Annotated in this window: 22 protein-coding genes; 6 read left to right on the top strand and 16 right to left on the bottom strand. The window is 64.4% G+C overall.

The genetic code is table 11. The features are described 5' to 3' along the window. Positions 1 to 195: 195 nt before the first annotated feature. Positions 196 to 1,128 carry a helix-turn-helix transcriptional regulator gene (locus HNO53_RS07815; RefSeq protein ID WP_209477573.1) on the top strand — a complete coding sequence of 311 codons (933 nt, stop codon included), beginning with the start codon at positions 196 to 198 and terminating at the stop codon, positions 1,126 to 1,128. 82 nt (positions 1,129 to 1,210) lie between these two features. On the opposite strand, the gene HNO53_RS07810 is transcribed toward HNO53_RS07815, so the two are convergent. From HNO53_RS07810 to HNO53_RS07750, 13 genes are all read right to left on the bottom strand, one after another. Then, positions 1,211 to 2,485, bottom strand: coding sequence for a pilus assembly protein TadG-related protein (locus HNO53_RS07810; protein WP_209477572.1), 1,275 nt, complete (start codon positions 2,483 to 2,485; stop codon positions 1,211 to 1,213). 1 nt (position 2,486) lies between these two features. After that, positions 2,487 to 2,930: a TadE/TadG family type IV pilus assembly protein gene (locus HNO53_RS07805; protein WP_209477571.1), complete on the bottom strand. Its 444-nt coding sequence runs from the start codon at positions 2,928 to 2,930 to the stop codon at positions 2,487 to 2,489. A 57-nt stretch (positions 2,931 to 2,987) separates the two neighbouring features. Next, a complete protein-coding gene (locus HNO53_RS07800) occupies positions 2,988 to 3,947 on the bottom strand; it encodes a tetratricopeptide repeat protein (RefSeq protein WP_209477570.1) in 960 nt (319 codons plus the stop codon). A gap of 38 nt (positions 3,948 to 3,985) precedes the next feature. After that, positions 3,986 to 4,963 (bottom strand): type II secretion system F family protein, encoded by a 978-nt coding sequence (locus tag HNO53_RS07795; protein ID WP_209477569.1) that lies wholly within the window; start codon positions 4,961 to 4,963, stop codon positions 3,986 to 3,988. A 13-nt stretch (positions 4,964 to 4,976) separates the two neighbouring features. Then, positions 4,977 to 5,963: a type II secretion system F family protein gene (locus tag HNO53_RS07790; RefSeq protein WP_209477568.1), complete on the bottom strand. Its 987-nt coding sequence runs from the start codon at positions 5,961 to 5,963 to the stop codon at positions 4,977 to 4,979. Further along, complete coding sequence (locus HNO53_RS07785) at positions 5,954 to 7,315, bottom strand: TadA family conjugal transfer-associated ATPase (protein ID WP_209477566.1); 1,362 nt, start codon at positions 7,313 to 7,315, stop codon at positions 5,954 to 5,956. The genes HNO53_RS07790 and HNO53_RS07785 overlap by 10 nt, the downstream gene beginning before the upstream one ends. 21 nt (positions 7,316 to 7,336) lie before the next feature. After that, the gene (locus HNO53_RS07780) at positions 7,337 to 8,524 is read right to left on the bottom strand and encodes a CpaE/TadZ family protein (protein ID WP_209477564.1); all 1,188 of its coding nucleotides are present in this window, start codon (positions 8,522 to 8,524) and stop codon (positions 7,337 to 7,339) included. A gap of 95 nt (positions 8,525 to 8,619) precedes the next feature. Further along, entirely contained in the window at positions 8,620 to 8,916 is a 297-nt protein-coding gene (locus HNO53_RS07775; RefSeq protein ID WP_209477562.1) for a hypothetical protein, read from the bottom strand. A 28-nt stretch (positions 8,917 to 8,944) separates the two neighbouring features. Then, positions 8,945 to 10,507: a type II and III secretion system protein family protein gene (locus tag HNO53_RS07770; RefSeq protein WP_209477560.1), complete on the bottom strand. Its 1,563-nt coding sequence runs from the start codon at positions 10,505 to 10,507 to the stop codon at positions 8,945 to 8,947. An 86-nt stretch (positions 10,508 to 10,593) separates the two neighbouring features. Next, complete coding sequence (gene cpaB / locus HNO53_RS07765; RefSeq protein ID WP_209477558.1) at positions 10,594 to 11,415, bottom strand: Flp pilus assembly protein CpaB; 822 nt, start codon at positions 11,413 to 11,415, stop codon at positions 10,594 to 10,596. Further along, complete coding sequence (locus tag HNO53_RS07760; protein ID WP_209477556.1) at positions 11,412 to 12,806, bottom strand: P-loop NTPase and SpoVK domain-containing protein; 1,395 nt, start codon at positions 12,804 to 12,806, stop codon at positions 11,412 to 11,414. Before HNO53_RS07760 ends, cpaB begins: the two co-directional genes overlap by 4 nt. A 40-nt stretch (positions 12,807 to 12,846) precedes the next feature. After that, positions 12,847 to 13,374 carry an A24 family peptidase gene (locus tag HNO53_RS07755; RefSeq protein ID WP_209477554.1) on the bottom strand — a complete coding sequence of 176 codons (528 nt, stop codon included), beginning with the start codon at positions 13,372 to 13,374 and terminating at the stop codon, positions 12,847 to 12,849. Positions 13,375 to 13,452: 78 nt separating this feature from the next. Then, a complete protein-coding gene (locus HNO53_RS07750) occupies positions 13,453 to 13,629 on the bottom strand; it encodes a Flp family type IVb pilin (RefSeq protein ID WP_209477553.1) in 177 nt (58 codons plus the stop codon). Between the two features lie 345 nt (positions 13,630 to 13,974). Between HNO53_RS07750 and HNO53_RS07745 the strand changes: the two genes are divergently transcribed. Together HNO53_RS07745 and HNO53_RS07740 are read left to right on the top strand one after the other, a co-directional pair. Further along, positions 13,975 to 15,117: an efflux RND transporter periplasmic adaptor subunit gene (locus tag HNO53_RS07745; protein WP_242597572.1), complete on the top strand. Its 1,143-nt coding sequence runs from the start codon at positions 13,975 to 13,977 to the stop codon at positions 15,115 to 15,117. After that, complete coding sequence (locus HNO53_RS07740) at positions 15,117 to 18,227, top strand: efflux RND transporter permease subunit (protein ID WP_209477552.1); 3,111 nt, start codon at positions 15,117 to 15,119, stop codon at positions 18,225 to 18,227. Before HNO53_RS07745 ends, HNO53_RS07740 begins: the two co-directional genes overlap by 1 nt. Positions 18,228 to 18,275: 48 nt before the next feature. Here HNO53_RS07740 and HNO53_RS07735 read toward each other — a convergent pair whose 3' ends face one another. The 3 genes from HNO53_RS07735 to HNO53_RS07725 form a co-directional block, all read right to left on the bottom strand. Next, complete coding sequence (locus HNO53_RS07735) at positions 18,276 to 20,072, bottom strand: thiamine pyrophosphate-requiring protein (RefSeq protein WP_209477551.1); 1,797 nt, start codon at positions 20,070 to 20,072, stop codon at positions 18,276 to 18,278. 249 nt (positions 20,073 to 20,321) lie between these two features. Then, positions 20,322 to 20,747, bottom strand: a complete 426-nt coding sequence (locus HNO53_RS07730) for a DUF3617 domain-containing protein (RefSeq protein WP_209477550.1) — start codon at positions 20,745 to 20,747, stop codon at positions 20,322 to 20,324. Between the two features lie 117 nt (positions 20,748 to 20,864). Next, on the bottom strand, positions 20,865 to 22,772 hold the full coding sequence (locus HNO53_RS07725; protein ID WP_240549292.1) for a putative bifunctional diguanylate cyclase/phosphodiesterase: 1,908 nt from the start codon (positions 22,770 to 22,772) through the stop codon (positions 20,865 to 20,867). A gap of 804 nt (positions 22,773 to 23,576) precedes the next feature. Between HNO53_RS07725 and HNO53_RS07720 the strand changes: the two genes are divergently transcribed. From HNO53_RS07720 to HNO53_RS07710, 3 genes are read left to right on the top strand one after another with little or no spacing between them, the layout of a single operon-like run. Then, positions 23,577 to 24,290, top strand: a complete 714-nt coding sequence (locus HNO53_RS07720) for a GntR family transcriptional regulator (RefSeq protein WP_209477549.1) — start codon at positions 23,577 to 23,579, stop codon at positions 24,288 to 24,290. A gap of 32 nt (positions 24,291 to 24,322) precedes the next feature. Then, on the top strand, positions 24,323 to 25,546 hold the full coding sequence (locus HNO53_RS07715; RefSeq protein ID WP_209477548.1) for a CaiB/BaiF CoA transferase family protein: 1,224 nt from the start codon (positions 24,323 to 24,325) through the stop codon (positions 25,544 to 25,546). 10 nt (positions 25,547 to 25,556) lie between these two features. Continuing rightward, a complete protein-coding gene (locus tag HNO53_RS07710; RefSeq protein ID WP_209477546.1) occupies positions 25,557 to 26,846 on the top strand; it encodes a TRAP transporter large permease in 1,290 nt (429 codons plus the stop codon). Positions 26,847 to 26,876 lie beyond the last annotated feature (30 nt).

The following is a 26,876-nucleotide window of genomic DNA, read 5'->3' as shown; positions in this document are numbered from 1 at the left end:
CAGTCACCATGCGACTAAAGGATGAGAAATATAAACCGGTCATTTTGCAATCTTCACTTACATTGAATAAGACATACCCATCACAAAAGATTACACGAAGCCATTCTCAAAGAATAAAAGTTTACATATAGAAAGACCCTCACAATAGAACTTATAAAGCGTTATCACGCAAGGGATTCAGGAGGGACGCTGCTAATGTCCACTCATGCCTATGTGCTCGTCGTACTACGTACTGTTGAGGATCCGGGAAAGAGGGATTACGTACTTGCGCTGCGAAAAAAAGGCTACGCCGTCGAGTTCGTGACCAATGAACAGGATCCCCTTCCCATCCTGCTCTCTCGCCCGCCCATCGCCGCCTGTTTCGAATTCGACTACCCCGATCTGCAGGGCCTGACCGACCTTCGGCAAGCCAAGCAGCGTGCCGCCTCGGTGCCCTTGCTGATGATCACTCAGGCACACTCCGAGAGTCTGGCAGTATGGGCCTTTCGCACACGGGTGTGGGATTACTTCGTTCAGCCGGTAGATCTCGTCCGGTTCATGGCCGTCATGGGGAGCCTCTTCCAGTTGAGGTCGGCCAATGCCGGCACGACGCAGAGGAAACCGATAGCGGAGTTGAGCAACCAGATCCCTCCGGAAGCGAGGCATCACTGCCTTGCCTCTAACCATCAGCGCGTGCAACTGGACCGCGCCATAAGCTATATCGAGCAGCACCTGCACCAGAAAGTGGCCCAGGCCGACGTCGCCGAACAGTGCGGTGTCACCCCTTTCCAGCTCAGCCGCCTGTTTCGCAAGCTCACCGACAATACCTTCCAGGGTTTTCTGCTGGAGAGACGCATCGAGGAGGCCAAGCGGCTGCTGGCCAACCCCAGGATATCGGTAACGGATGTCTGCTTCAGCGTCGGGTTTCGTGACCTCTCCTACTTTACCCGCACCTTTCAGAAACACGTCGGTCATACGCCGACCCTCTATCGTCAGTCGCTGAACCCGCACGGTGCCACCGCGCCGGCCGACACCGCCAGGACGACGGCGAAGCCATGTGGCGAAGCGCCGGCACCTGTCAGCCAGTCCACATTCGATAGTAACGGCCCTGGCGGCACCGCCCCTCTCAGCCTCAGGGCTTCGACCTGAACGGCTCAGCCTGCCGGTAGGGCATCACAAGTCAACGAAAAGCGCCGGCCGAAAGGCCGGCGACTCGATTGGCTTGCTCAGGCTAATCCACCAGCACGGGTATCCGGGCCAAGATGCCGAAGTTCTCCCCTCCCGTCTGGCCCGTGGGATCGTGGTAGCTGCAGCTGGGGAGAAAATAGATGCTTTTCTGGCGCCAGCCCGACTGCTGCGGATCGGAGTTCCAGTAGGCAGGGTCACCGCTCTCTTTCTGCAGATCGAAAGCATCGACGAAGCTGTTCCAGCGCTCCACACCACTCGTGCCGCCATGGCTCCAGGTTCCCGGCGATACGCCGTCGCTGTCGTCGGGCGGCAGCTCCATCTGCTGTGGCGCACGCGTGTCGATATTGTTGGCCTGATCGATGATCCACACGATGTTGACCGTCACGGCGCCCACCAGTGGGTTACTGGGCGCAACGCCCTCCTCGCAATCGATGACCGGCAGCGTAAGCGTCCAGATCGTCTCCTTGCCGGTATTCTCTACCCAGCAGTCATAGAGGTCGCTGAAGGCTGACTGCACCTGGCCATTGTTGGTGGAGATGTCCTCGCCGAAATGCATCTCGTCGGGATTGCCCTCGCCACAGACGAGATTGCGAAGTTCGCTGGCGTTGGACGCGCCGCTGTCGTCGTGCTGAAAGTTGGTCCAGCCGCCGGTCTGGTCACCCTCAGGAATGAAACGGCCCGTGCTGCAGGAGTAATTCCCGCTAGGGTCCACCAGCGCCTGGCGGCACAGGGCGATGGGCTGGTCGACATCCTGCGGGCGCAGGTTGCCGGCAAAGCCGATGTAGGCGACGGAGCGCGCCATCACGTCGTAGCCCGGAAAACCGAAGATGCGTCCAAAGAAGGCTTCTACCTGAGTCTGCTGGCGAGCCGTCACCACCTCCACGGCATTGATGAAGGGTTCCAGCGGGTCATAGGTGTCGAGCTCGGCCGTCGACTTGTTGAACAGGTCGACGGGATCGAGGGAGTTATCCGGAGTGAAGGTACGAGTTCCAAAGCTCCAGTGCCCACGCAGGGCGCTCACGACCTCCACCGTCTCGTTCTGGCTGTCGTTGGCCGTGGCCGCATCCGTGGCGATCTGGTTCGCTGCTGGATTGACCGAGCTGCCGTCGGCGGTATAAAGCATCCTGGCTCCCGCCAAGGAGCCGGCGTCGGCGGCATTGTGCAGTTCGTTTCTGGCTACGTAGAGGTTGCTGCCATCCACCGCCAGGGCGGTGAAAGCCAGCAGCATGAAGAGGCCGACGGCCAGCAGCACGATGGAGACCCCGCGCTGGCGCTGTGGCGAGCCATAGCGGCCACGCCGGGCAATGGTTGCGTTCATGTCATTCCGCCCTCATCACGGTGGTGGCGCTGAGCTCGAGCACTTCGCCCAGGGTGCCGATGAAGCCGGGCAGCAGCAGGAACTGATAGGGGTAGTCGACCGTCACGACGAGACTGTCCCCGGCCTGCAAGGTCCCGCCATTGGGTCGAACGATGGTGATCTCCATCTCGGCCGGCCCGCCCAGAGAAATCAGGTACTGCTCGGCGTAGTCGCGAATCGCCTGCTCGATGGCGGCATCCTCGCTTGCCGTGTCACGCGGCTCCGGGCGGTACAGGATGCCGGTTCGCGCCCCTTCACGGCTGGCGTTGGTCAGCGTCGCCTTGTCGAACAGTGCGACGCTGAACTCGATGATGCCGAACAGCAGGATGAACAGCAGCGAAGCCGAGATGGCAAACTCCACGACCTCGGACCCGCGCTGACGTTGCACCGAGCGTATCGCTTTCATGCCTGGCCCTCCTCGTTCATGCTACCCCCGCGCCCGGTGCGCCGGGGTCATGCCCCGTCAGTTGATGGCTTCACCGCCGTGGCGACGGATCAGCTGGTTCAGGCTGCGGGCGTTTTCGCTGGCGGTGACGTAATAGGCCGGCGACAGGCGCATCGCCTCCTCGAAGAAGCCCATGGCGTCCTGATAGCGGCCTTCGAGCATCGAGATATAGCCGATGTCGTTGTAGGCCTTGGCACGGTCACCGCTGCGGGCCACCGCCTCGATGGCAGTGTCGTAGTCCCCTTCACGGGCGTGCACGAGCCCCAAGTTGCGCCAGGCCAGGTCGTAGTCGGGGTTGACGCTCACCGCCTGGCGCAGCGACTGGCGGGCGCCCGCCAGATCACCGGCCAGATAGCGCGAGTAGCCTTGATTGTTGAGCACCAGGGGCGTTCTCGGGCTCACCTCCAGGGCGCGCGCATAGTGGGCTTGTGCCGCGGCGTGGTCGGCATTGATATCGGCGATCACCCCCAGGGCATTATGGGCCTGCCAGGGGGCATGGCGGCGTGCCACGATGGGCGCCAGATAGCGCTCGGCCTGCTCGTAGTCACGCTGCTGAATCAGGATGATGCCAAGCGCCGTTCCCGCTCCGGCATGGTTGGACTCGATGTCCAGTACCCAGCGATAGGCCGTACCGGCTAGCTCGTGATTGCCGCGCCCATGGTGGATGATCCCGACCCGATAGAGCGGATCGGCCTTGGGCCGCTCCTCCATGCGCAGCCCACGCAGGTACTCGAACAGCGCCCGATCGGAATCACCGGCCCGCAATGCGGCATCGCCGTTGCGGTAGGCTTCCTCGGGAGAGCCCACCGGGAAGGCGGTGCTATAGGCTACGGATGACCCACCGCCGCTCAGCGACCCATAGACGTCACCCTCCTGGGGTGGCCCTCCGGTAGCGGCACAGCCGCCCAGTGCCAGGGTCAGCGCGGCGGCGCTCCAGACAGTACGAATTCTCGCTACGGTATTGGTGACGGTTTTCATGGCTATCGCTCTCCCGCTCGTGGATGACGTTGGCTGGTTCAGCGCCCGGACAGGGCGGCAGCCGCCCCCAGCAGCGGCGGCCCCAGGGCCACCACGAAGAAGCTGGGGAAGACACAGAAGATCAGTGGAAACAGCATCTTGGTGCTGACCTTGGCGGCCTTCTCCTCGGCCTCCTGGGTGCGTTTGTCACGCAGTTCCACGGCGAACAGGCGCAAGGTCATGGCGATGCTGGTGCCGAAGCGCATGCTCTGCAGCAGGGTCGTGACCAGACCGCGGATATCCTCGACCCCGGTGCGCTCTTCGAGATCGCGCAGGGCAGTCTTGTTGTCCATGCCCGCGCGGGTCTGCATGCCGAACAGGTGCAGTTCGTCGGCCAGTTCCGGATGGCTCACTTCGAGATCCCGCGCCACCCGCTGGATGGCCGCCCCCAGCCCCAGGCCGGCTTCGCTGCATACCACCAGCAGATCCAGCGCGTCGGGCAGGCCGCGACGCAGCAACGTGGTGCGCCGCTTGATCGCGCGCTCCAGCCAGAAGCGCGGCAGCAGGTAGCCGACGATGGCCGTGACGAGGACCAGCAGAATCGCGATCGCAGGTGGAATGCGCACGAAGGGAAGCAGCAGCAGAAGCAGGATCGGTGGCACCACGGAGAGCAACAGGCGGATGCCGTAGAACAGGCTGACCGCCGACGGCGAGCGCTTGCCGGCATGGCGCAGTTCCGTAGCGATGCGGCTACGCACCTCCTCCTTGTCGGGTACCAGCTTTTCGCCCATCGGGCCCAGCCACTGAACCATGCCGCCCGCTTCCGACATACTGTGTCCTCCGGCCGCCTCGGCGCTGGCCTCGAGATGCCTGAGGCGACGGCGCAACGGATCCGACATTCCGATGAACAGCAGTACCAGCGCCACCAGCAGGGTGAAGACCGCCATGCCCAGCAGGGCGGCGAAGCCGAGCTGCATGGCATACGGGTCTTCCATGAAGGCACCGAGCCTGTCGATCCAAACGGTGACCATGTCCATAAGCGAGCCCTCCTCAGACGTCGATGCGCACGTTGCGGCGCATCCACAGGATGCCGACCACGATCATGACGAATGCCGCTACGACCAGCTGCCGCCCCACCGGATCCTGGGTGAGCATGGGCAGGAAGTTCGGCGACACCAAGGTGAGCACGCCAGCCATGGCGAACGGCAGCAGCGAGAGAATCCAGGCCGCCATGCGCCCTGGGGCGGAATAGGTGCGCACCTTGCGCTGGAAGCGGAAGCGGTCGCGCACCACCGCGGCCAGGCCATCGAGCAACTCGGCCAGGTTGCCGCCGCTCTCCTTCTGGATCAGCACCGAGGTGGTGAACACCATCACGGTCACGCTCGGCACCCGCTCCAGCATGCCCAGCATGGCGTTACGCACCTCGCCGCCGTAGTTGATCTCCATGAAGGTGGTGCGGAATTCGCCGGCGATGGGGTCCGCCATCTCCTCGGCCACCAGGTGCATGGCGTCGCTGAACGGGTGCCCCGCCCGTAGCGCTCGCGCCATGATGATCAAGGCGTCGGGCAGCTGCTCCTCGAAGCGCGCCAGGCGTTTGCTGCGCAGCCGCTTAAGGTGCAGAAAGGGCAGCATCGCCACACCCAGCCCCAGCAGCACGCCCAACAGCGGCTGGGGCAGCAGATAGAAGCCGGCCACGCCGAACAAGCCCCCCAGGCAGACGCTCTGCAGCACTACCCGGTAGGCCGGTGTCTCAAGCCCGGCCTGCTCGACCAGCCGCTCGACCCGCGCCATTCCGGGCAGCGCCTCGATCGCCCGCTCCAGCGGCGACAGCTCACGCAGGTACTTGCGCCGCACCAGGGATGCCTGGCCGCGTTCAGCCTCGGCCGAGATGGCCCTCAAGCGCTTCTTGAGCCGCTTCTGTGCCTTGCGGTTTTCACCGAATGTCGGCACCAAAAAGCTCTGCATCAGCAGGAAGGCGGCGATGAAGATCATGCCGATGAAGATCGTCTCGTCGGAGAGATTGAGGTTTATGCCCATGGCCGCTGCCCCCCGCCCAATTGGAAGACTTCCAGCCCCGGGTCGAGCCCGCGCCGCTTGAGGTGGTCGTAGAAGCCCGGCACCACGCCGGTTGCCTGGTACTGCCCCACCACACGGCCATGTTCGTCGAGGCCCTCACGCTCGAAGCGGAACAGTTCCGACATGGTGATGATATCCCCCTCCTGGCCGTTGACCTCCTGCACGCTGACCAGGCGCCGCACGCCGTCCTCCTGGCGCTCCACCTGCACCACCAGGTCGATGGCCGAGGCGATCTGCGAACGCAGCGCCCGCGGCGGCAGCTGGAAGCCGCTCATCGCCACCATGTTCTCTATCCGCGTCAGTGCATCGCGCGGCGTGTTGGCGTGGATGGTGGTCAGGGATCCGTCGTGACCGGTGTTCATCGCCTGGAGCATGTCGAAGGCCTCGCCGCCGCGAACCTCGCCGACGATGATGCGGTCGGGGCGCATGCGCAGGCTGTTGCGCACCAGGTCACGCTGGGACACCTCACCACGCCCCTCGATGTTTGGCGGGCGCGTCTCGAGGCGGCCGACGTGGGGTTGCTGCAGCTGCAGCTCGGCGGAGTCCTCGATGGTGACGATGCGCTCGTCGGGCGGAATGAAGCCCGACAGCACGTTGAGCAGCGTGGTCTTGCCGGCACCGGTACCGCCCGAGACCAGCACGTTGAGCCGCGCCTTGACCACCTTCTCCAGCAGTTGGGCGATGACCGGCGAGAGGCTTCCGTGAGCGATCAGATTTTCCACCGTCAGCCGGTCCACGGCGAAGCGGCGGATCGACAGCATCGGCCCGTCGATGGCCAGCGGCGGGATCACCGCGTTGACCCGCGAGCCATCCTTGAGCCGCGCATCGACCATCGGCGAAGACTCGTCGACGCGTCGTCCCACGCTCGATACGATGCGGTCGATGATGGTCATCAGGTGCTGATCGCTGTCGAAGCGCAGCAGGGTCCGCTCCAGCTTGCCACGGCGCTCGACATAGATGGGGTTGGTGCCGTTGACCAGAATGTCCGACACCGTCTTGTCGGCGAGCAGGGTCTCCAGCGGTCCCAGGCCCAGCACTTCATCCTGAAGCTCGCTGACGATTCGCTGGCGCACCGCTGCGTTGAACGGCAGCGTCTCCTTGCTCATCAGCGCCTCGCACACCTGCTGTACCTGGCTGCGTGCCTCACGCTCTTCCAGCGTGCTGAGCAGTGCCAGATCCATCACCTTGACCAGCTGGCGAAACAGGCGCTGCTTGCACTCCTGCTCGGCCGGCGACAGGCTGGCTCCCGCCGGTGTGCGGCCGCCCCAGAAACGATCTTCCTCAACTGCCGTCATGCGTTCGCGGAAATTCATGAGCCCGTCTCCCGGTAAGCGTCAATGTTGGGTGCGATTCCACAGCCTCAGTGACCAGCGCCGTGTCCGTGCCGGCGCCTCGCGCGGTGTCACGAGCGTGAGCGCCAGGGACTTGAGCGATCGAGTCAAGGCGGCCTTGCGCGCCAGGTCGATCAACGGGCTGCCGACATTGATGCTCTGGCTGGCGTGGCGATAGTCGTTGGGCAGGGTGTGCAGCGGCAGCTTCGGCAGCGCATCGCCGATGGCGCCGAGGGATACCTCGTTGCGCTTGTCGTAGCGGTTGACCACCACCGCGATGCGCGACGGCGGCAGGCCCAGCTCATGTACCAGGATGTCGCGCAGGCGCTGGGCATCATGCAGGTGTGCCACGCTCTGCTGCATAACCATCAGCACGCGATCGGCACGCTCCAGCACGCACGCCGTGGCGCCGTTGATCCAGCGCGGCAGGTCGACCACCACCTCGTCATGATCCTGGCCCAGCACGTGCAGCAGCTGCTCGACCCGAATCTCCGGTACCTCGGCCAGGCTGGCACGATCCTCGGGCGACGAGGCCAGCAGGCCGAGGCCACTCTCGTGGCGCTGGACGTAGGCCGACATGGCCAGGGTATCGAGGCTATCGGCGGCCTCCAGCGCCTGCACCAGCCCATGGTCCGGGATCAGGTTGAAGTAGAGCGGCAGTGAACCGAACTGCACGTCCAGGTCTACCAGCGCGCACTCCTTGCCCTCCACCACCAGGCGATGGGCCAGGTTGGCCGCCACCAGGCTCGCCCCGGAGCCCCCCTTGGCATTGATCACCGCGGTCAGGCTCGCCGCGGGGCGGGCCAGCTCCTCGCGTCGGTCGCGTACGATCTCGCGCAGGAAGCGGCTGATCTCGCCATCGTCGACCGGGGGCGAGAAGTAGTCGCGGGCACCGGCGCGCATGGCCAGGCGGATCAGCTCCACGTTGCCCTTGGGCCCCACCACCAGCAGCGGCGGGCGCTCGCCTACGGGGCGCTCGCACAGCGCCATCAGCTCCGCCTCCCAGTGGTCGCCCACCATCAGTACCAGCGCGTCGGGCAGCGCTTCGACGCCTTCCAGGGGGTCGACGTTGCCGTTGTAGAGCAAGCGCTGCGTGACGTTGATGTCACCCTGGCTGCGCAGCAGGGCTTCCAGCGCCTCCATCTCCGCCCTGGCGCGTCCTACCAGCCGTATCTCGAGCCGTGTCAGCATGGGAATGCACCCGTTGGTCGTGGCTGTGTTCGCCGGCGGCATGCCACCGGCACCCGTCTTGCCGTTGCGTTGACGGCACCTCCCTCTCGTTCGCTTCAGGGCAGCGAGCTGGAGGTCATGGGGACCGACGTCTGCCGGCCCGCCTCGGCGCCGCGGTAACCCCGCATCGCTTCGACCGCCTTGTCGCCTCCCAGCGAGGGCGCGTCGTCACCGGGCGTGTAGGTCTGCAGCTGCTTGGTGTGATTCACCGTGTCGCCGAAGGGAGGAAGGCCGGCACCCGGCTTTGGCGCCACGCAGCCGGCCAGCCCCAGGGTGGCGACGAACGCCACCATCCAGGCACAGCGCCCGAGCGACAGGGGGGAACGACGAGGGAAAGCAGGTAGTGAAGACATGGTGGGCACTCCCGTCATGGTGTTCGGTTCACAGGTCATGGCCGAAGCGGCCCTCGGTGCCGCCCTCGCGACGGCTCGACATCAGCTCCAGGTCAAGGCTGCTGGGGCGCGGGCGCGAGCCTCCATCGCCACCGCCGGCCTGGTAGCGGCCGAGCAGGTAGAACTCGAGGTCGCTGGGGGGAACGAACGAACCGGTGGGCAGCCGTGCCTGCTCAGGCGCGAAGGAGCGCGCCAGCCGCGGGGTGACGAAGATCACCAGCTCGGTCTGCTCCTTGATGTACTCCTGGCTGCGGAACAGTGCGCCGAGCACCGGCAGCTCGCCCAGCCCCGGCAGCTTGGAAACGTTCTCGCGCAGGCTTTCGTTGAGCATGCCGGCGATGGCGATGGTCTGCCCCGAGGCCAGCTCCAGGCTGGAACTGGCACTGCGCTTGACCAGCGCCGGGACGAAGAACTGCGACGCCACCTGATCGCCCACGCCGATGCGCAGGCTGTTGGCGGGCACCAGGTCGGAGACGGAGACATCGACCTGCAGGTTGATCGAGCCGGAGTCCAGCACCACCGGCAGGAAGCTCAGGCCGACGCCGAACTCCTTGTGCTCGATGGCGACCTGGCCATCGCCCTGGGGTACCGGAATGGGAAACTCACCGCCGGCGAGAAAGCGCGCCTGCTGGCCGGTCAGTGTGGTGAGATTGGGCTCGGCGAGGATCTTGGCCACCCCCTCGCGGCTGGCCGCATCGAGCACCAGGTTGAGCAAGTAGTCGCCACGCTGATAGCTGGCAAAGATGCCGGTATCCTCGATGCTGGGAACCGAAGGTGCGAATTCACGCACCATCGGGCCCAGTGGGGTACGCGTGCCATTCTCGAAGACCGGCAGGCGGAAATCGCCTTGCGGTCCCTGGAAGATGGCATCGGGGAATGTAGCCCCGCCGCTGACCGCCCCGGCGCTGAATGCAGACGAGCCGATGTTGAAGACGTCGAAGTTGGCTTCCAGCCGCTTGACCAGCGAGCGCGACACCTCCGCCACCCGCACGTCGAGCATGACCTGGTTGGCGCCGCCCACCTGCATCAGGTTGAGCACCGCATCCTCGCCGCCGCCGGCAAAGCGGGTTGCCAGTCGCAGCGCGGTGTCGAGCCGCTCGGCGCTGGAGACCTCGCCGCTGAGCACGATGCTGTCCTGGGCCGAGCGCACCTGGATGTTCTCGTCCGGCAGCAGCACGTGCAGGTGGCTCTTGAGCGCCTCGAGATCATGGGTCACGGTGACGTTGAGGGTGCCCTGAATGTTTTCCGACTGGTCCCACAGCACCACGTTGGTGGTCCCGGTGGATTTGCCCAGGACATAAAGCTGGCGCGACCCCATGACCACCAGGTCGGCGATCTCGGGGTTGCCCACTGACACCACCCGTACCGCCCGCGGGAACTGCAGCACCTGGGCCTTGTTCAGCTCCACCGACACCGACACCGTGCGGCCCTCGACCGGCATGGCCACGCTGCGCGTGCTCTCCTGCGCTTCCAGCGTGGCGGCCCAGCCCAGGGCCAGGGCGGCGAGCCCCGCCACTAATAGCCCCTTCCACTGTGTACCTTGAATGCTCATGACGCTTCTCCCCTGCCCCTGTTCTTGGTTGGCCGAGCCGCTTCGGCAGCCAGGCCCGATGCCTCTTGCCGCTCTTCGCTGGCGCCTCAGTTGCGCACGTTCACCGTGCTGGCTTCGGTGCCGCGAATCACTGTCACGCGACGCTGCACCTGGGCCACGCTGGTGCGCTGTGGCGGTGGTGAGCTGCGCTCGCGGGGCGGCTCGACGTCGAGCAGTTCGCGCTGGGCCGCCAGCAGGTCGGGTTTCTCCTCCGTATCCAGCGGGTTGCGCAGGGTCAGCTGCACCTTGCCCTCCTGGGTGGCCTTGACCAGGGTTTCGGCCTGGGTGGGGTCGACCTCCAGAGTCACCGCCCGCACGATGACCGGGCCGTCGCGCTCCTGGGAGGCGATCTGGTCCACCGCCAGCACCTTGAGGTTTTGCAGCACGGTTCTCGACTCGACGCTGCTACGGTTGCCGTTCTGGCGCGTGGAGACCACGTCGACCCGGTTGCCGGGCAGCAGGAAGCCGGCCACGCCGACCACGTCGTCGACCCGCACGCTCATGGCCCGCTTGCCCGGATCGAGCAGCGCGGCCAGGGCGCTGCCACCGAGGTGCTCGGCCACGCGACCCTCGTGAAGGATCTCGCCGGCGTAGATCACCTGGTTGCTGACCCGTCCCACGACGTTCTCGATGTCGTTGAAGCTACCTGGGGGAACCGATTCGGGAGGCAGTCGCAGCATCTTGAGATCGCTGGCCTGAACCGTGCTGCCGAAGGGAATCTGCAGGGCGGCCACTACCACCTGACCGGCCTCGGCCAGGGGGTCGTGCTCCCGGTTCTGCTGCTGCATCCAGCTCATGGCGATCAGCGCCGCACCGCCGGCCATCAGCAGCGAGACACTGAACATCGTGATGACGCCTTTCTTCTTCATGATGCGTTCCTCCCGCTCGTATTGCCGTCACCGCCTTGGCGGTCGCTGTCCGAGAAATCGCCGAAGTAGGTCTGCCAGGCCCAGGCGAGCACCTCCCGGTCGGGTGCCTCGCCGCCCCAGTAACGCAGGTGATCCGCCGCCAGCCCCAGCAGGTCGCGCGGATGGCAAGCCAGCAGCGGCACGCCGAGGCGCGCGTGCAGCTCATAGATCACGAAGTCGACCAGGGTCGGATCGAAGGGAATACCGCTCTCGCGACACTGCAGGGCCCAGACCTGCCGGTAGGCGTCCGGCTCGAGCGGCGCGAAGCGAATCTTGTAGCCGATGCGACGCAGGAAGGCGGCATCGGCCAGCGATAGCGGGTCGAGGTTGGTGGAGAACACCAGCGCCACGTCGAAGGGCACGCTGAAATGGTAGCCGTTGGCCAGCGCCAGGAAGTCGCGGCGCTCCTCTAGCGGCACGATCCAGCGGTTGAACAATTCCATCGGCGGCATGCGCTGGCGACCCAGGTCGTCGATCACCAGCATGCCGTTGTTGGCCAGTAGCTGGATCGGCGCCTGGTGGATATGGGTGGCGCCGTCGTACTGGATCTCCAGGCGCTCCATGGTCAGCTCGCCACCGGCTACCACGCAGGGGCGCCGGCAGCGCACGAAGCGTGGGTCGTGGCCCTGGGCCAACAACAGCGACGAGACGGCATTGGGCGGCTCGTCCGGCGGCGCCAGAGGACTGTGTACCGCGGGGTCGAAGCAGCGCACGGCCTTGCCGCCCGCTAGGATGGCGTGTGGAATCAGCACTTCGCCGGGCAGCAACCGTACCAGCCGACGAGCGATGTAACTCTTGCCGGTCCCCGGCTCGCCGTGGATGAACATGGCCCGCCCTGAGTGCAGCCCGGGACCCAGCTGGTCGAGCAGCGCAGGCTCGATCACGGTATCGGCGAACGCCGATATCACCCGCTCGCGGCTGATGCCAGCGTCACTCAGGGCCTGAGCGCGAACTCGGGCGGTATAGGCCTCCAGTGGCACCGGTGCGGGTCCGGCGTAGCCATCGCGGGCCAGGGCCTCCATGGCGGCGGCACGGCCCAGCTCGGTGAGGCCGTAGCGCAGCACGCCGTTCTCACCCTGGCCACGCACCTCGGCGCGCCCCTCGCGGCGTAGCAGATGGCAGATGGCTTCCACCACGCTGCCGGCCAGGGCCGAGCGGCGACTCAACTGGTGCAGGTCGAGTACGCCCTGCTCGAGCAGGATCTTGGAAAGCAGGTCGGCGAGGTAGAGCGACGAGAGGCCGGTCTCCTCGGCACTGGTGGGCCGCAGCGGCAAGGATTCGACATGGGCCTCATTCGCTAGGCCTGGCTGCGTGAGATCGTCGACTCCCAGCGTGTTATTTTTCGTATTCATGCCGTCGCCTCCCTAAAACGTACTCGACCTAGGCCAGCGGTCACTGCCAGACGATCCAGGCGGTAACGCCCAGGGCAATGGAGACGGCGAAGGGAAATTTACGACCCATGACCTCGCCATCAGCGGGTGGAATATAGAGTGGCCTTCCGGTGAAAACCAGAGTACGAAACATCAGTGAATAGCGTCCCCATGGTGATACACTCTGGCGCATAACCAGGGCACTAAAAGCGAAGCCGAGGGCAACCATGCTACCGATGAATATGCTGAAAATCGCAGCCTGCAATATTCCAACCGGACCGATAAAGGTCCCTACCGCAGCCATCAGCTTGGCATCGCCGGCGCCGGTAAAGCCCATCAGGTATCCCGGCAGCAAGATGGCCAGTCCGACGAGCATTCCGTAGATGGCGGCCAGGACACCGCCGGCACCTGCTGCCCCCCCTTGCAGCAGAAACCCCACGGCGGCCCCGGCCATAACAAGAAGATTGGGAATTCTCCGATATTTCATATCCCAGGCTGCAGCCACCCAGAGAAATATCAATAACAGGAGATTTATCGCTAAAACCTTCATAAAAATCCACCTCCTGTTTAATTTGGTTCAATAAAGAGGGTGTCTAAACGAACACCCTCTTATTTAGCATGGGTTTTATCAAGCTCCAATAGCTGCCTGAAGCTGCCCCATCAGCACCGCTACGCGAGCTCCTATAAGGGCATAAACCCCAGCTCCTGCCGCCACAATCAGCCCACCAACAAGAGCCCACTCTACTACTTCGGTGCCCTCTTCCTCACGCCAGAAGCGCGCGATACCCTGCATCAGCTTGCTCATGATCTTTCTCCCAATCAGGTTTTTTATCCAAGCTTGCTGTTGTTGGAGACCGGCGCCCTTGCCCCGGCTCACGTGACTCAGCTTCGCCGTTACAAACCGGTTACGCTTGGAGAATTCTTGCAGTGCGATGGAAGAATCTTGCGAAGGCGGGCAAAAAGATGCGCGGTGAGGCACAAGCGGCGTCTGAATTGATGAATCTATACAACCCCTATACGATCAAAAGGGCGAAGTAGAACCGCCGTTGTGAATTTGTTGTCACATTCGATGCTGCCAAAAAGAGTAGGCTGTTAAGTAAGCGGCCACGGACGGGCCCCTCGCGACTGCCGAATCACGACAAGAGCCCCCATGAACCCATCTCGCCTCATGCTTGCTTCACCGCCCCGACGGCTTGCCTCCCTGGCCGGCCTGGTATGGCTGATCGCCACTCTCTCCCTGGCCACCTTGGCGTCACTGTTCGTCACCCTGCCTGCGGTGGCCCAGGAGCGCACCGCGGTGATCGGCGCCCGCGCCGAGCTTCAGCCCTGGTCCGATCCGCTGGAGGCGCTCGGCACCCTGCGCGCCGACGAGAGCGTGACGCTCTCGGCCACAGTGACGGAGATCGTAGCCGAGCTGAACTTCAGCGACGGCGAGGCGGTGGAGGCCGGCCAGTTGCTGATCCGGCTCGAGGATGGCGAGGAGCGTGCCCAGTTGCGCGTCGCCCAGGCCCTGCGCGACGAGCGTCGCGGTGCGGTCGATCGTCTGAGCCAGCTGCAGAGCCGCAACATGGCGCCACGGGCCGACGTGGAGGACAGCCAGGCGCGGCTGCGCCAGGTGGAGGCAGAGATCCAGGCGCTGGAGGCACGGCTGACCAACTACCGCCTGCGCGCCCCGTTCGATGGCGTGGTGGGGTTTCGTAACATCAGCCTGGGGAGCCTGGTCACCCCCGGCACCGAGCTTGTCACGCTGGACAAGATCGACGTGATGAAGCTCGACTTCAGCGTGCCGGAGGTCCACCTGGCAATGCTCGCCCCCGGGCTTCCGCTCACCGCACGCAGCGTGGCCTTTCCCGACGAGCTCTTCGAGGGCGAAGTGGCCAGCGTCGGCTCGCGGGTCGACCCCGTCAGCCGCAGCGTTACCGTACGCGCCGAGCTCGATAACCACGAGCGTCGCCTGCGTCCAGGCATGCTGATGGAGGTCGTGCTGCAGCGTCGCCCGCGCCAAGCGGTGGTGGTACCCGAATCGGCGCTGATACCCAGCGGCGACCGCCAGTACGTGCTGGTCATCGACGAGGCCGACGAGAATCGCCTGGAGCGCCGCGAAGTACGTGTCGGCGAGCGCCGCACTGGCCAGGCCGAAATTCTCGAAGGGCTCGAGGCCGACGAGCTGGTTGTCTCCCATGGAGTGCAGCGCGCCCGCGAGGGCGATCGGGTGCGGCTGCAGGGCATCGCCAGCGAGGAGAATTCGATTCGCGAGATTCTCGAGGCGCATCGCGAAGAGGGAGGCGCCTAATGCGCCTGTCCGACGTTTCGGTCCAGCGGCCGGTGCTGGCGACGGTGCTGGCGCTGTTGATCGTGGCCTTCGGCCTGCTCTCGCTGCAACGGCTGTCGCTGCAGGAGTACCCCTCCATCGACCCGCCGGTGATCAGCATCGATACCCGCTATCCCGGTGCTGCGGCCAACGTGGTCGAGTCGCGAATCACCCAGGTGCTTGAGGATCGCATTGCCGGTATCGAGGGCATCGAGGTGGTGACCTCATCGAGCGAGGACGGCCGCTCGCGGATCGATATCGAATTCGGCCTCGAGACGAACATCGACGCTGCGGCCAACGACGTGCGCGACCGCATCAGCGGTGCCCAGCCCAACCTGCCCGACGACGCCGATCCCCCCGAGGTGCAGAAGACGGATTCCAGCGAGGACGTCGTGCTATGGCTGAGCCTGTCCGGCGAGGGCTACTCCATACCGGAACTGACCGACTACGCCAACCGCTACCTCGCCGATCGCCTCTCGGTGCAACCCGGGGTGGCGAGGGTACGCGTGGGTGGAGGAAGCGACTACGCCATGCGGGTGTGGATCGACCGCAACGCCCTGGCGGCACGCAACCTCACCGTCGGCGACGTGGAGAATGCGCTGCGTGCCGAGAACGTCGAGCTGCCCGCCGGCTCGATCGAATCCCGCGAGCGCCAGTTCATCGTGCGCCTGCCGCGAGCCTTTGCCGTGGCCGAGGACTTCCAGCGCCTGGCCATCGGCCAGGGCCGCGACGGCTCCTTGATTCGCCTAGGGGACGTGGCCCGGGTCGAGGTCGGCTCGGTGGACGACCGTTCGATCTTTCGCGCCAACGGCGTGCCCATGGTCGGGCTCGGCATGATGATGCAATCCACCGCCAACATGCTGGAGCTCTCCCAGGGCGTGCAGGCGGAAATGCAACGGCTGCAGGGTACCCTGCCCGAGGGCATGCAGCTGAGCCTCAACTTCGACGCCTCGGTATTCGTGGCCGGTGCCATCGAGCAGGTGGTACTGACACTGTTCATCGCCCTGGGCCTGGTGGTGGTGGTGATCTTCATGTTCCTCGGCAACGTGCGTACCACCCTGGTGCCCGCCGTGACGGTACCCATCGCCGTGATCGGCGCGTTCATCGCGCTGGCGGTGATGGGCTTTTCCATCAACCTGCTCACGCTGCTGGCGCTGGTGCTGGCCATCGGGCTGATCGTCGATGACGCCATCGTGGTGCTCGAGAACATCACCCGACGAATGCACGACTACGGCGAGACGCCGCTGGTGGCGGCCTTCCGCGGCACCCGCCAGATCGCCTTTGCGGTGATCGCCACCACCCTGGTACTGATCGCAGTGTTCGTGCCGCTGAGCTTCCTGCAGGGCAACGTGGGCCGGCTGTTCTCCGAGTTCGCCCTGACCATGGCCGCGGCAGTCGCCATCTCCAGCCTGCTGGCGCTTACCCTCGCGCCGATGATGGCCTCGAAGATTCTCAAGCCCGGCATGGACGACAGCCTGGCGGCACGCGGCGTGCAGTGGTTGCTCGAGCTGTCACAGCGCATCTACCGCTCGCTGCTCGAGGCGGTGCTCAAGGCACGCCTGGCCGTGCTGGCCCTGTTCGTTGCCCTTGTCGTCGCCGCCCTATGGATGGCCGAACAGCTGCCCAACGAGTACACCCCGCGGGAAGACCGCGGCAACTTCTTCATTCTCGTCAACGGGCCGGAAGGTGCCACCTTCGACTACATGATGGATTACATGGACGAGATCGAGCTGCGCCTGCAACCGCTGGTGGACTCGGGCGAGCTCGAGCGCGTGGTGGTGCGCGCCCCGCGCGGCTTCGGCAACATAGAGAACTTCAACGGCGGCTTTGCCATCGTCAACATGGCCGCCTGGGGAGAGCGGCGTAGCGCCTGGGAGATCATGGACGACGTGCGCGGGCGCCTGGCCGATCTTCCCGGCGTTCAGGCCATCCCGATCATGCGCCAGGGCTTCGGCCAGCGCATAGAAAAGCCGGTACAGTTCGTGCTCGGCGGGGGCACTTACGAGCAACTCGCCGAGTGGCGCGACCTGATGCTCGAGCACATTCGCGAGCACAACCCGCGCCTGACCGGCCTGGAGAGCGACTATCGCGAAACCCAGCCGCAGCTGCGCGTGGATATCGACTACGAACGCGCGGCGGCACTCGGGGTCACGGTGAGCGAGATCGGGCGTACCCTGGAGGTCATGCTGGGCGGGCGCAACGTGACCCGCTACGTCGATAACGGCGAGGAGTACGACGTCATCGTCGAAGGCGACCGGGCCAGGCAGAACAGCCCACGGGCGCTGGACAACATCCAGGTGCGCTCGGCGCGTTCAGGAGAGCTGATCCCGCTGGCGAGCCTGGTGACGCTGACCGACTTCGCTGGCGCCAGCACGCTCAACCGTTTCAACCGAATCCGCGCCATCACCATCGAGGCCAACCTGGAGGGCGGCTACCCGCTGGGCGAGGCCCTGGACTATCTCGAGCAGACGGCCGGCGAGATCCTGCCCCCCGAGGCACAGACCAACGTGGCCGGGCCCTCGCGGGATTACCGCGAAGCCAGCGGCGCTACCACCTTCCTGCTGGTGCTGGGCGCGCTGGTGGTGTTCCTGGTACTGGCGGCGCAGTTCGAGAGCTTCGTCCACCCCTTCGTGATCATGCTCACCGTGCCGCTGGCGATGAGCGGCGCCCTGCTCGGCCTGTGGCTCACCGGCCAGTCACTCAACATCTACAGCCAGGTGGGCCTGGTGATGCTGATCGGGCTGGCGGCCAAGAACGGCATCCTGATCGTGGAGTTCGCCAACCAGCTGCGCGACCAGGGCCTGGCCTTCCGCGATGCGCTGATCGAGGCCTCCGTCACCCGCCTGCGCCCGATCCTGATGACCGCGGTGACCACCATGGCCGGCGCCATTCCGCTGATCGTTTCCTCGGGTGCCGGATCCGAGGCGCGCATGGTGATCGGCACGGTCATCATCGCTGGCGTGGCGGCCGCCACCTTTTTCACTCTGTTCGTGGTGCCGGTGGCCTACGACTTGCTGGCCCGCCATACCGGGTCGCCCGGAGAGGTTCGCCGGCGCCTGGAGGAGGAGATGGCACGCGCCCCAAATACCTGACCCGAGGTCGCTGACGCGGGGTCCACGAGTTGCGCCGGCAACGCTCACTCAATGCCGGCGCACCTTGGGCACGAACTGCCGCGCAAACTGCTTGAAGGAGGCCTTGACGGTCCCCAATGCATCCGGATCGCCGTGCAGCAGCGCCGACATGTAGGCCTGCGCCTGCTCGCGCTTGATGTGGGGAGGAATTGGGGGAATGTCGGGATCGGTGACGACCTCCAGCACCACCGGACGATCAGCCGTCAAGGCGCGATCCCAGGCACCGGCCAGCGCGTCGGGCTCGGTAACCTTGATTCCCTTGAGACCGATCAGCTCGGCATAATCCGCATAAGGAAAGTCGGGTAGGTTCTGCGAGGCCTCGTACTTCGGATCGCCTTCCATCACGCGCATTTCCCAGGTCACCTGGTTGAGGTCCTGGTTGTTCAACACCATCACGATCAGGCGCGGATCGCTCCAGCGCTGCCAGTACCTGGCAATGGTCACCAGTTCGGCGTTGCCGTTCATCTGCATGGCGCCGTCGCCGACCATGGCGATGGCAACCCGCTCGGGATAGGCGAACTTGGCGGCGATGGCGTAGGGCACGCCGTTGCCCATGGTAGCCAAACCACCGGAGAGTGAGGCCATCATGCCGCGGCGTAGCTTGAGATCACGCGCATACCAGTTGGCGGCAGAGCCGGAATCGCTGGTCAGGATGCAGTTGTCGGGGAGCTTCGGTGAAAGCTCCCAGAACACGCGCTGCGGGTTGACCGGATCGGCGTCGGCCATGGCGCGCTCCTCGAGCACATCCCACCACTGCGCAACGCTGCTCTCGATGTGCTCGCGCCAGGCGCGATCGTGCTTCTCCTCCAATAGCGGCAGCAGCGCCTGCAGCGTGCCCACACTATCGCCGACCAGATTCACCTCCATGGGATAGCGAATGCCGAGCATGCGCGGGTCGATGTCGATCTGTACGCCCCGTGCCTGGCCCTCTTCAGGCAGGAATTCGGAGTAGGGAAAACCCGAGCCGATCATCAGCAGCGTGTCGCAGTTGGCCATCAACTCCCAGCTCGCATTGGTACCCAGCAGCCCTATCGAACCGGTGACGAAGGGCAAGTCGTCCGGCAGCGCGGCGCGTCCCAGCAGCGCCTTGGCGACACCTGCACCCAGCTTTTCCGCGACCTGGATCACCTCGTCGGTGGCACCCAGCGCTCCGGCACCGACCAGGATGGCGACTCGCTCGCCTTCATTGAGCACGGCTGCCGCCCGGCGCAGCTCCGCTTCATGGGGAACGACGCGCGGGCGAACATAGCCAACGCCGGAGTGAATCGTGCCATGGGCATGCGGCGGTGTTTCCACTGCCGGCTGCGACTGCAGGTCGTTGGGTACGACGATGGCGGTCACGGTGCGTTCCGAGAGAGCGATACGCATCGCCCGATCAATGAGATGGCGTACCTGGGCGGGGCTGGTCGCCATGTAGACGAATTCATGGGCCACGTCCTTGAACAGCGAGACGAGATCTACCTCCTGATGATACTCGCCGCCCAGGGCGGCCCTCGCCTGCTGGCCGACAATCGCAACGACGGGCTGATGATCCTTCTTGGCGTCGTAGAGCCCGTTGAGTAGATGGATGGCCCCCGGCCCGGAGGTCGCGGTACAGACCCCGACCTCGCCGGTGAACTTGGCATGGGCGCAGGCCATGAACGCTGCCATCTCCTCATGACGCGCCTGGATGAACTCGAAGCGATCTTGCGCCCGATTGAGAGCCCCCATGATGCCGTTGCTGCCATCTCCCGGATAACCGTAGATACGCTTGACGCCCCATTCACCCAGACGCCTGATGATGAAGTCGCTGACCTGTTCACTCATGCCTGTCCTCCAATAACCGCGACAGCGCTTGGATTCGACATTCCGAGCACATGCCTTCCATGGAAATCACTAGAGCTATAGACAGGTGAATCGGGATGGTCAACGTGACTTGAGTGAACGGCGTCTTGCATTCATGCGCCTCGGCTGGGGCGGAAGCAGTGCAGTAAGGCAGGGGATATCTTTCACGACGGCCTTAACGCCAAGGGCCACCCCATGGGTGGCCCAGCTGCCATCGGCTTGGCAACGCCTTCAGCAATCGCCGAGACGCTCCCCCTCGATGGTAGTCTGTAGTTGCATCTGACCCACCGGCGATTCGGTATCGATGTTCACGCTCCCTTCGACACGCTCGCCCAGGAAATCCATGCGTCCATCGATATTGGCCTCGCCCCCCTCGGCACGGCAGATCATCTTGTAGTCGACTCCATCCGCCGAAACGTTGTGTTCGAGCAGCTCACAGCCCTCTTCCACCTCGAGGAACTGGAAGTCGGCGTCGTCAATATCGCCCTGGGCGATGCACTCCTGGTGACTGTCGGTCTGGTCGGGAATCGGCACGTCGCCCTTGACGGAGGTCGTACTGGTGAACTGCCATTGGCCAGGCACGATATTGGGTGACTCGGCCATCGCCGTAAGCGGCAAGACCAGCGCGGCGGCGGCAAGCAAGGGTCGAAAGAACATGAACATCTCCGTTGTGTAGGTAGGCGTGGCAGCGAAGCTAGCTTCTCCTGCGACTCGGCACGCCCAGCTTACCCCAGCCGAGGTCCGAAGAGGAAAGAACCGTAAGCGCCGCCCACCTCAGGAGGAAAGGCAAGCCTGGTCGGACAGCGTCAGTTCATCCAGAGCCAGCGGACGACCAAACAGATACCCCTGGAAGGCCTCGCAGCCATGTTCCAGCAGCCAGCGGTGCTGTGCCTCTGTCTCGACTCCTTCGGCCGTGACCTCGAGACCGAGACTGTTCGCCAGCGTAATGGTGGTCGTCACAATGGCGGCATCGACCGGATCGTCGAGTACGCCATCGATGAACGACTTGTCGATCTTTAGCTCGTCCAGGGGAAGCCGCTTCAGGTAGTTCAGCGATGAGTAGCCGGTGCCAAAATCATCGAGAGAAAAGCGTATGCCGAGCTTGCTGAGGCGCAGCATGATGTTGCGCACCCGCTCCGGCTCCTCCATCAGCAGGCTCTCGGTGACTTCCAGTACCAGCCGCGCGGGGTCGGCTCCCGTTCTCTCGAGGGTATGCTGAACGCGGGCAACGAAGTCGGGCTGGTGGAACTGCACCGAGCTGACGTTGACCGAAATCGTCAGCGTCTCCTTGCCGCTCTCCTGCGCCCACACGGCCAGCTGGCAGCAGGCGGTTTCCAACACCCAGTAGCCGATCGGCAGAATCAGCCGGTTTTTCTCGGCCAGCGGAATGAACATCCCGGGTGGTACCAGGCCACGTTGTGGATGCTCCCAGCGAAGCAACGCCTCGACGCCGGTCACCTTGGCGGCATCATCCACCTGAACCTGGTAGTGCAGGCGCAGCTCGTCGCGAGCCAGTGCCTGGTGCAGGTCGGCCTCCAGATGGACCCGCTCCATTACATCAGCCTGCATGTCGGCATTGAAGAAGCGCAGGGTGTTGCCACCCGCCATCTTGGCCTGCTGCAATGCCATGTCGGCCTGACGCATGGCGCTGTCGACGTTGGCCTGGCCGTTGGCGAACAGGGTGATGCCGATGCTCGCCGAGATCGGCAGCGTCAGCACCTGTTCGTCCTCGGCCTGGGCGCTCGAGATCTGGCCCAGCAACTTCTCGGCCACGCGTTCGGCAGCGTGAGCCGCCTGTTCCACGTCGAGGCCCAGGTCGTGTATCAACAGCACGAACTCATCGGCCCCAAGTCGTGCCAAGGTATCGCTCTCTCGCACGACCTCTTCCAGCTTCTGCGCCACCAGGCGCAGAAAACGATCGCCTCGCTGCAGCCCCTGGGTCTCGTTGATGACCTTGAAGTCATCCAAGTCGATGAAGAGCAGGGCCGCATAGCGCTCGCTGCGACGTGTACCCTTGACCACCATCTCCAGGCGGTCGAGCAGCAGGCGCCGGTTGGGCAGCCCGGTCAGCGAGTCGTAGAACGTCAGCCGGTGCTTGCTCTCCTGTATGTCGCGGTATTCGGTCACATCGGTGGAGATGCCGCACAGTGCACGAATAGAGCCGTCGGCCCGACGCAGCGGCAGCTTGATCGAGAGGAAGGTGAAGACGGATTCGTCCCGGCCCTGGACGTACCCCTCTTCCACCACGACTTTCTCGCCCTGCTCCAGAACTCGTTGGTCGTTGAAACGCAGTTCCGCTGCGGTGACAGAATCGAAGAGGTCGCTGTCGGTCTTGCCCAGGACCGACTCCGCCGGCAGGCCCACGATCTCGCTGCCCTTGCGATTGACGTACTGATAGCGAAAATCGCTCGACTTGACGTAGATACAGGCATCGACACTATCGAGAATGGTCGTCAGTTCTTCGTGGCTGGCCTGCAGCCGTTCGATTTCGTTGCGCAACCGGCGACGATATAGCAAGCCCGTCAGCGCCATGAGCGGCACCATGCCCAGCGCAACCATGCCCCAATCGACAGCCGGCATGGCCCCTGTGTCAGCGGAGGCGAACGCCATCGGCGGCAGGCCGGCCCATACCCCGGCGAGCACGAGTCGACGAGCCTTGACCAGCCAGTCTGAATTGGACATCCCGTCACCTGTTGGAAGGATACGCTTATTTATAGCAGAGATTACTAAAGTAGCCCGATGCCCGTTGCCGATACGACTACCTCTACAGCTCATTGCTCTGCTCAAGCGGCGGCGCCCCCTTCGTTCCCATGGCAGCCGACTCTCCATCTTCTCCTGTATGACGATTAAGGAAAAGAAAAGATTTAGCCATAAAACGAAGGCTTTTCTTGTCTTAGAGAATCGCCAAGCCGACCTTTCAGGCCAAAAGGCCAACGACTCGATAGGCAGTGCGCACCACTCAGAAAGGAGAAGCTTCTGGGGAAGAAAAGAAGGCGGCCAAACGAGGAGCCCGGCCTTGCGGCCGGGCCGTACCCTCGCTTCCTTGCTTTCGTACTCGGTCGTCCTGACCGAACCTCCTTGTAGAGTGCGTCGTCCTGACCCGGCATCCCTGCGGAGCATCCTTGCCCTTGATAACAAGCATGGCAGCCGGCCGGCAAAGTACCGTTAACCTGAGATATGGCGGCGTGTAGGAAATTGCCGACAAATCATGTAAGCGAAACGCTTACGCCGAGAGCATGAGCTTGCCTCATACGCAGGTTACCGCTTCCACTGATCCACTCCGTATCGAATCAGAAAACAGACCGAGCCAGCGTCATTTCAGCGGTGCGCCGCGGCGCCTCGTGCTGGCCTTGACCAGCGCGAATCGCCACGTCTCTGCGATAGCACCTCACGGGTAAATTGCATGCAATCTTAGACCAATGTCGAGATGCCACCGCTCAAATACACAACCTATAGTCAATATTGCATGCAATTCACGAGGCAACGATGTCGCTACCCGCTATTGTCAAAGCACCCGCTACGGTACGAACCGCCACGTCCGAAGTGCATAACGTGATCAAGCAGCGGATTCTTGACGGTCACTACCAGGCCAGGGAATACGTGCGCGAGGCGAGTATTGCCCGCGAGCTCGGCGTGAGCCGCACCCCCGTGCGCGAGGCACTGCGCGAACTGGTGTCCGAGGGCTGGCTGGAAGCCATCCCGCACCACGGTGCACGAGTCGTGGCCTGGACGGAGAAGGACGCTCAGGAAGTCTTCGAGCTTCGCCTGGTGCTCGAACCAATGGCAGTGAGACTGGCCAGCGAGCGGATGGACCGAACCCATCTGGCTCATCTCGAAACCCTGGCCAGCCGTATGGAAGCCCTCGTCGAGCGGATCGAACTCGAACCGGAAGTGCGCAACGAAATCGCACTGCTCAATCATGAGTTTCACCGCGAGCTGATCGCGGCAAGCGATAACCAGCGACTGGCAGCCGTGCTGGACAGCGTGGTGCGGACCTCGGTGATCCGGCGCAACTTCGGCAACTACGACCTGGCCAACCTGCGCCGCAGCATGCGCCACCATCGCGAGATCCTCGAAGCCATCACCGCCAACAGCCCCACATGGGCCGAGAATGTGATGCGCTCTCATCTACTGGCCGCTCAGGCCCTGCATGTCCGCTTTCCCGACTTGCCTGACGAGCCGCCGGTAGCTTCCGGCTGACCAGAATCCCAAAAAGAGGCAGTACAACAATAATGACGACATACGACAGCTCAACCCCTTCCCCGCTCCCCCTCAATGACATCAAGGTGCTCGAGCTCGGCCAGTTGATTGCCGGTCCCTACTGTGGCCAGGTGCTCGCCGACTTCGGCGCTCAGGTGATCAAGGTCGAGCCACCCGGCAAGGGCGATGCCATGCGCCAGTGGGGCGAGGAAGACCCTCACAGCGGCGAGCCGCTGTGGTGGAACGTGATCGGCCGCAACAAGCAGTCCGTGACCCTCGACCTGCGCCAACCACGCGGCCAGGCGTTGCTACGCGAGCTGGCCGCACAGGCCGACGTGGTGGTAGAGAACTTTCGTCCTGGCACCATGGAGCGCTGGGGGTTGGGCTACGCCGAGCTTTCCCGCCACCACCCAGGCCTGGTGATGGTGCGCGTTACCGGCTTCGGCCAGGACGGCCCCTATGCCTCGCGCGCCGGCTTCGCCTCGGTGTGCGAGGCCATGGGTGGGCTGCGCTACTTGAGCGGCTACCCGGATCGCCCTCCGGTGCGCGTGGGCATCTCGCTGGGCGATACACTGGCCGGGCTGCATGCCGCCCTGGGCGCCATGATGGCGCTGCATCAGCGCGACCGTACCGGTCGCGGCCAGGTGGTCGACAGCTCGATCTTCGAATCGGTGCTGGCGATGATGGAGAGCCTGATCCCAGAATATGCCCGCGCCGGCAAGGTGCGCGAACGCAGCGGCAGTTTCCTGCCCAAGATCGCCCCGTCCAATGCCTACCCGGCGCGAGACGGACGCGATGTGATTATCGGCGCCAACCAGGACACCGTGTTCCGGCGCCTGTGCGAGGCGATGGGGCAACCGCGCCTGGCCGATCATCCCGATTACGCCACCCATCGCGCGCGCGGCGACAACCAACAGGCCATCGACGACCTGGTCGCCGCCTGGACGCGACAGCACGATGCTCAGCAAGTGGTCGACATCCTGGCCGATGCCGGAGTGCCGGCAGGGCTCGTCTACCGCGCACCCGACATGCTCGACGACCCCCACTTCCAGGCCCGTGAGGCGATCGTTCAGGTCGCCGATCGCAGTGGCCGCCCCCTGCCCATGCAGAACGTCTTCCCTCGCCTATCCGAAACGCCGGGGCGAGTCAGGCATGTGGGGCCGGTGCTGGGCGAGCATACCGAGGCCGTGCTCTCCGACTGGATCGGCCTCACTGCCGAAGCCATCGAGGCCCTGCGCGCCGATGGCGTGATCTGAGGAGGTCGCCATGGATCCCGTCATCGTTCTGATCGTTCTTGTCGCGCTGATCGCCATCGGTTTTCCGATCTTCCTCGCCCTCGGGCTATCCGGCCTGATCGGACTCTACATGGCCCGCGGCTCGCTGGCGTTCTTCTTCGCCCCGTCGTCGCTGTTCGGCCAGCTCAACGCCTTCGAACTGATCGCCCTGCCGCTGTTCATCCTGATGGGCAACTTTCTGGGAGCGACACCGGTCGGTTCGAGCCTGTTCACCGCCGCTGTACGCTGGCTCAACTGGCTGCGTGGCAGCCTGGCGATCTCCTCGGTGGGCGCCTCGGCGATGTTCGGCGCCGTCTCCGGGGTAAGCCTCGCCGGTGTCGCCGCGGTGGGATCCATCGCCGTGCCACAGATGCTCCAGCGCGGCTATAGCCGCTCGCTGGCGGCCGGTGCCGTAGTCAGCGCCGGGGCGCTGGCCATGCTGATACCCCCGAGCGTGCCCTTCATCATCTATGGTGCGGTATCCAGTGTCTCGGTGGCCGACCTTTTCATCGGCGGCATCGTGCCCGGCATCGTGCTGGCGCTGGCCCTGTCGCTATTCATATATATTCGCGTGCGCCTGAACCCGGCCGAAGCGCCGGCCAGCGACGAGCGCTTCACCTGGAAGCAGCGCTGGGAGAGCCTTGCCAATATCTGGCATGCCGCCCTGCTGGTGATCGCCGTGCTGGGTTCAATCTACTCGGGCCTGGCCACCCCCAGCGAGGCCGCCGGCATCGGTGCGGCCGGCGCCTTCCTGATCGCCACCCTGGTATTTCGCAGCCTCAGTTGGGCCAAGTTCCTCGAGATCCTCGGCACCACCGCCCGCATCAGCGGCGCCATTCTGCTGATCATCGGCTGTGCCAAGATTTTCGGCGACTACCTCAACATGGTGCGAGTACCGCAGCTGCTCACCGAGGCGCTCACCGCCACCGGCCTGCCCGCCTGGGCGATTCTGCTGGCGGTCATGCTGCTGCTGATCCTGCTGGGCATGATCGTCGATGCCGTCTCATTGATCGTGGTGACCACGCCCGTGCTGTTGCCGCTGGTCACCGCGCTGGGCTACGACCCGCTGTGGTTCGGCATCGTCATGGTGCTCAACCTGGAGATCGCCGTTGTCACCCCGCCGGTAGGACTCAATCTCTACGCCCTGCGCGGGGTCTGTCCCGAACTCTCGGTGGAAGAGATCATCAAGAGCGCCCTGCCATTCGTCGCCGTGCAGTTCCTCGTGCTGATGCTGTTCGTATTCATGCCCAGCATCAGCCTGTGGTTGCCGGGGCTGATGTAGCCCCGGCGTAGCAACGTCAGTGAAATGAAC

It is taken from the genome of Billgrantia antri (genome assembly GCF_017868935.1).
GTDB classification, from domain to species: domain Bacteria; phylum Pseudomonadota; class Gammaproteobacteria; order Pseudomonadales; family Halomonadaceae; genus Halomonas; species Halomonas antri.
Note: the sequence above shows the minus strand (reverse complement) of the source record. Positions and strands in the feature narration are given on the sequence as shown.

Excerpts from the sequence above, each read along its gene's own strand:
- HNO53_RS07815 (WP_209477573.1), top strand. The coding sequence starts at position 196 with ATGTCCACTCATGCCTATGTGCTCGTCGTACTACGTACTGTTGAGGAT.
- HNO53_RS07810 (WP_209477572.1), bottom strand. The coding sequence starts at position 2,485 with ATGAACGCAACCATTGCCCGGCGTGGCCGCTATGGCTCGCCACAGCGC.
- HNO53_RS07805 (WP_209477571.1), bottom strand. The coding sequence starts at position 2,930 with ATGAAAGCGATACGCTCGGTGCAACGTCAGCGCGGGTCCGAGGTCGTG.
- HNO53_RS07800 (WP_209477570.1), bottom strand. The coding sequence starts at position 3,947 with ATGAAAACCGTCACCAATACCGTAGCGAGAATTCGTACTGTCTGGAGC.
- HNO53_RS07795 (WP_209477569.1), bottom strand. The coding sequence starts at position 4,963 with ATGGACATGGTCACCGTTTGGATCGACAGGCTCGGTGCCTTCATGGAA.
- HNO53_RS07790 (WP_209477568.1), bottom strand. The coding sequence starts at position 5,963 with ATGGGCATAAACCTCAATCTCTCCGACGAGACGATCTTCATCGGCATG.
- HNO53_RS07785 (WP_209477566.1), bottom strand. The coding sequence starts at position 7,315 with ATGAATTTCCGCGAACGCATGACGGCAGTTGAGGAAGATCGTTTCTGG.
- HNO53_RS07780 (WP_209477564.1), bottom strand. The coding sequence starts at position 8,524 with ATGCTGACACGGCTCGAGATACGGCTGGTAGGACGCGCCAGGGCGGAG.
- HNO53_RS07775 (WP_209477562.1), bottom strand. The coding sequence starts at position 8,916 with ATGTCTTCACTACCTGCTTTCCCTCGTCGTTCCCCCCTGTCGCTCGGG.
- HNO53_RS07770 (WP_209477560.1), bottom strand. The coding sequence starts at position 10,507 with ATGAGCATTCAAGGTACACAGTGGAAGGGGCTATTAGTGGCGGGGCTC.
- cpaB (WP_209477558.1), bottom strand. The coding sequence starts at position 11,415 with ATGAAGAAGAAAGGCGTCATCACGATGTTCAGTGTCTCGCTGCTGATG.
- HNO53_RS07760 (WP_209477556.1), bottom strand. The coding sequence starts at position 12,806 with ATGAATACGAAAAATAACACGCTGGGAGTCGACGATCTCACGCAGCCA.
- HNO53_RS07755 (WP_209477554.1), bottom strand. The coding sequence starts at position 13,374 with ATGAAGGTTTTAGCGATAAATCTCCTGTTATTGATATTTCTCTGGGTG.
- HNO53_RS07750 (WP_209477553.1), bottom strand. The coding sequence starts at position 13,629 with ATGAGCAAGCTGATGCAGGGTATCGCGCGCTTCTGGCGTGAGGAAGAG.
- HNO53_RS07745 (WP_242597572.1), top strand. The coding sequence starts at position 13,975 with ATGAACCCATCTCGCCTCATGCTTGCTTCACCGCCCCGACGGCTTGCC.
- HNO53_RS07740 (WP_209477552.1), top strand. The coding sequence starts at position 15,117 with ATGCGCCTGTCCGACGTTTCGGTCCAGCGGCCGGTGCTGGCGACGGTG.
- HNO53_RS07735 (WP_209477551.1), bottom strand. The coding sequence starts at position 20,072 with ATGAGTGAACAGGTCAGCGACTTCATCATCAGGCGTCTGGGTGAATGG.
- HNO53_RS07730 (WP_209477550.1), bottom strand. The coding sequence starts at position 20,747 with ATGTTCTTTCGACCCTTGCTTGCCGCCGCCGCGCTGGTCTTGCCGCTT.
- HNO53_RS07725 (WP_240549292.1), bottom strand. The coding sequence starts at position 22,772 with ATGTCCAATTCAGACTGGCTGGTCAAGGCTCGTCGACTCGTGCTCGCC.
- HNO53_RS07720 (WP_209477549.1), top strand. The coding sequence starts at position 23,577 with ATGTCGCTACCCGCTATTGTCAAAGCACCCGCTACGGTACGAACCGCC.
- HNO53_RS07715 (WP_209477548.1), top strand. The coding sequence starts at position 24,323 with ATGACGACATACGACAGCTCAACCCCTTCCCCGCTCCCCCTCAATGAC.
- HNO53_RS07710 (WP_209477546.1), top strand. The coding sequence starts at position 25,557 with ATGGATCCCGTCATCGTTCTGATCGTTCTTGTCGCGCTGATCGCCATC.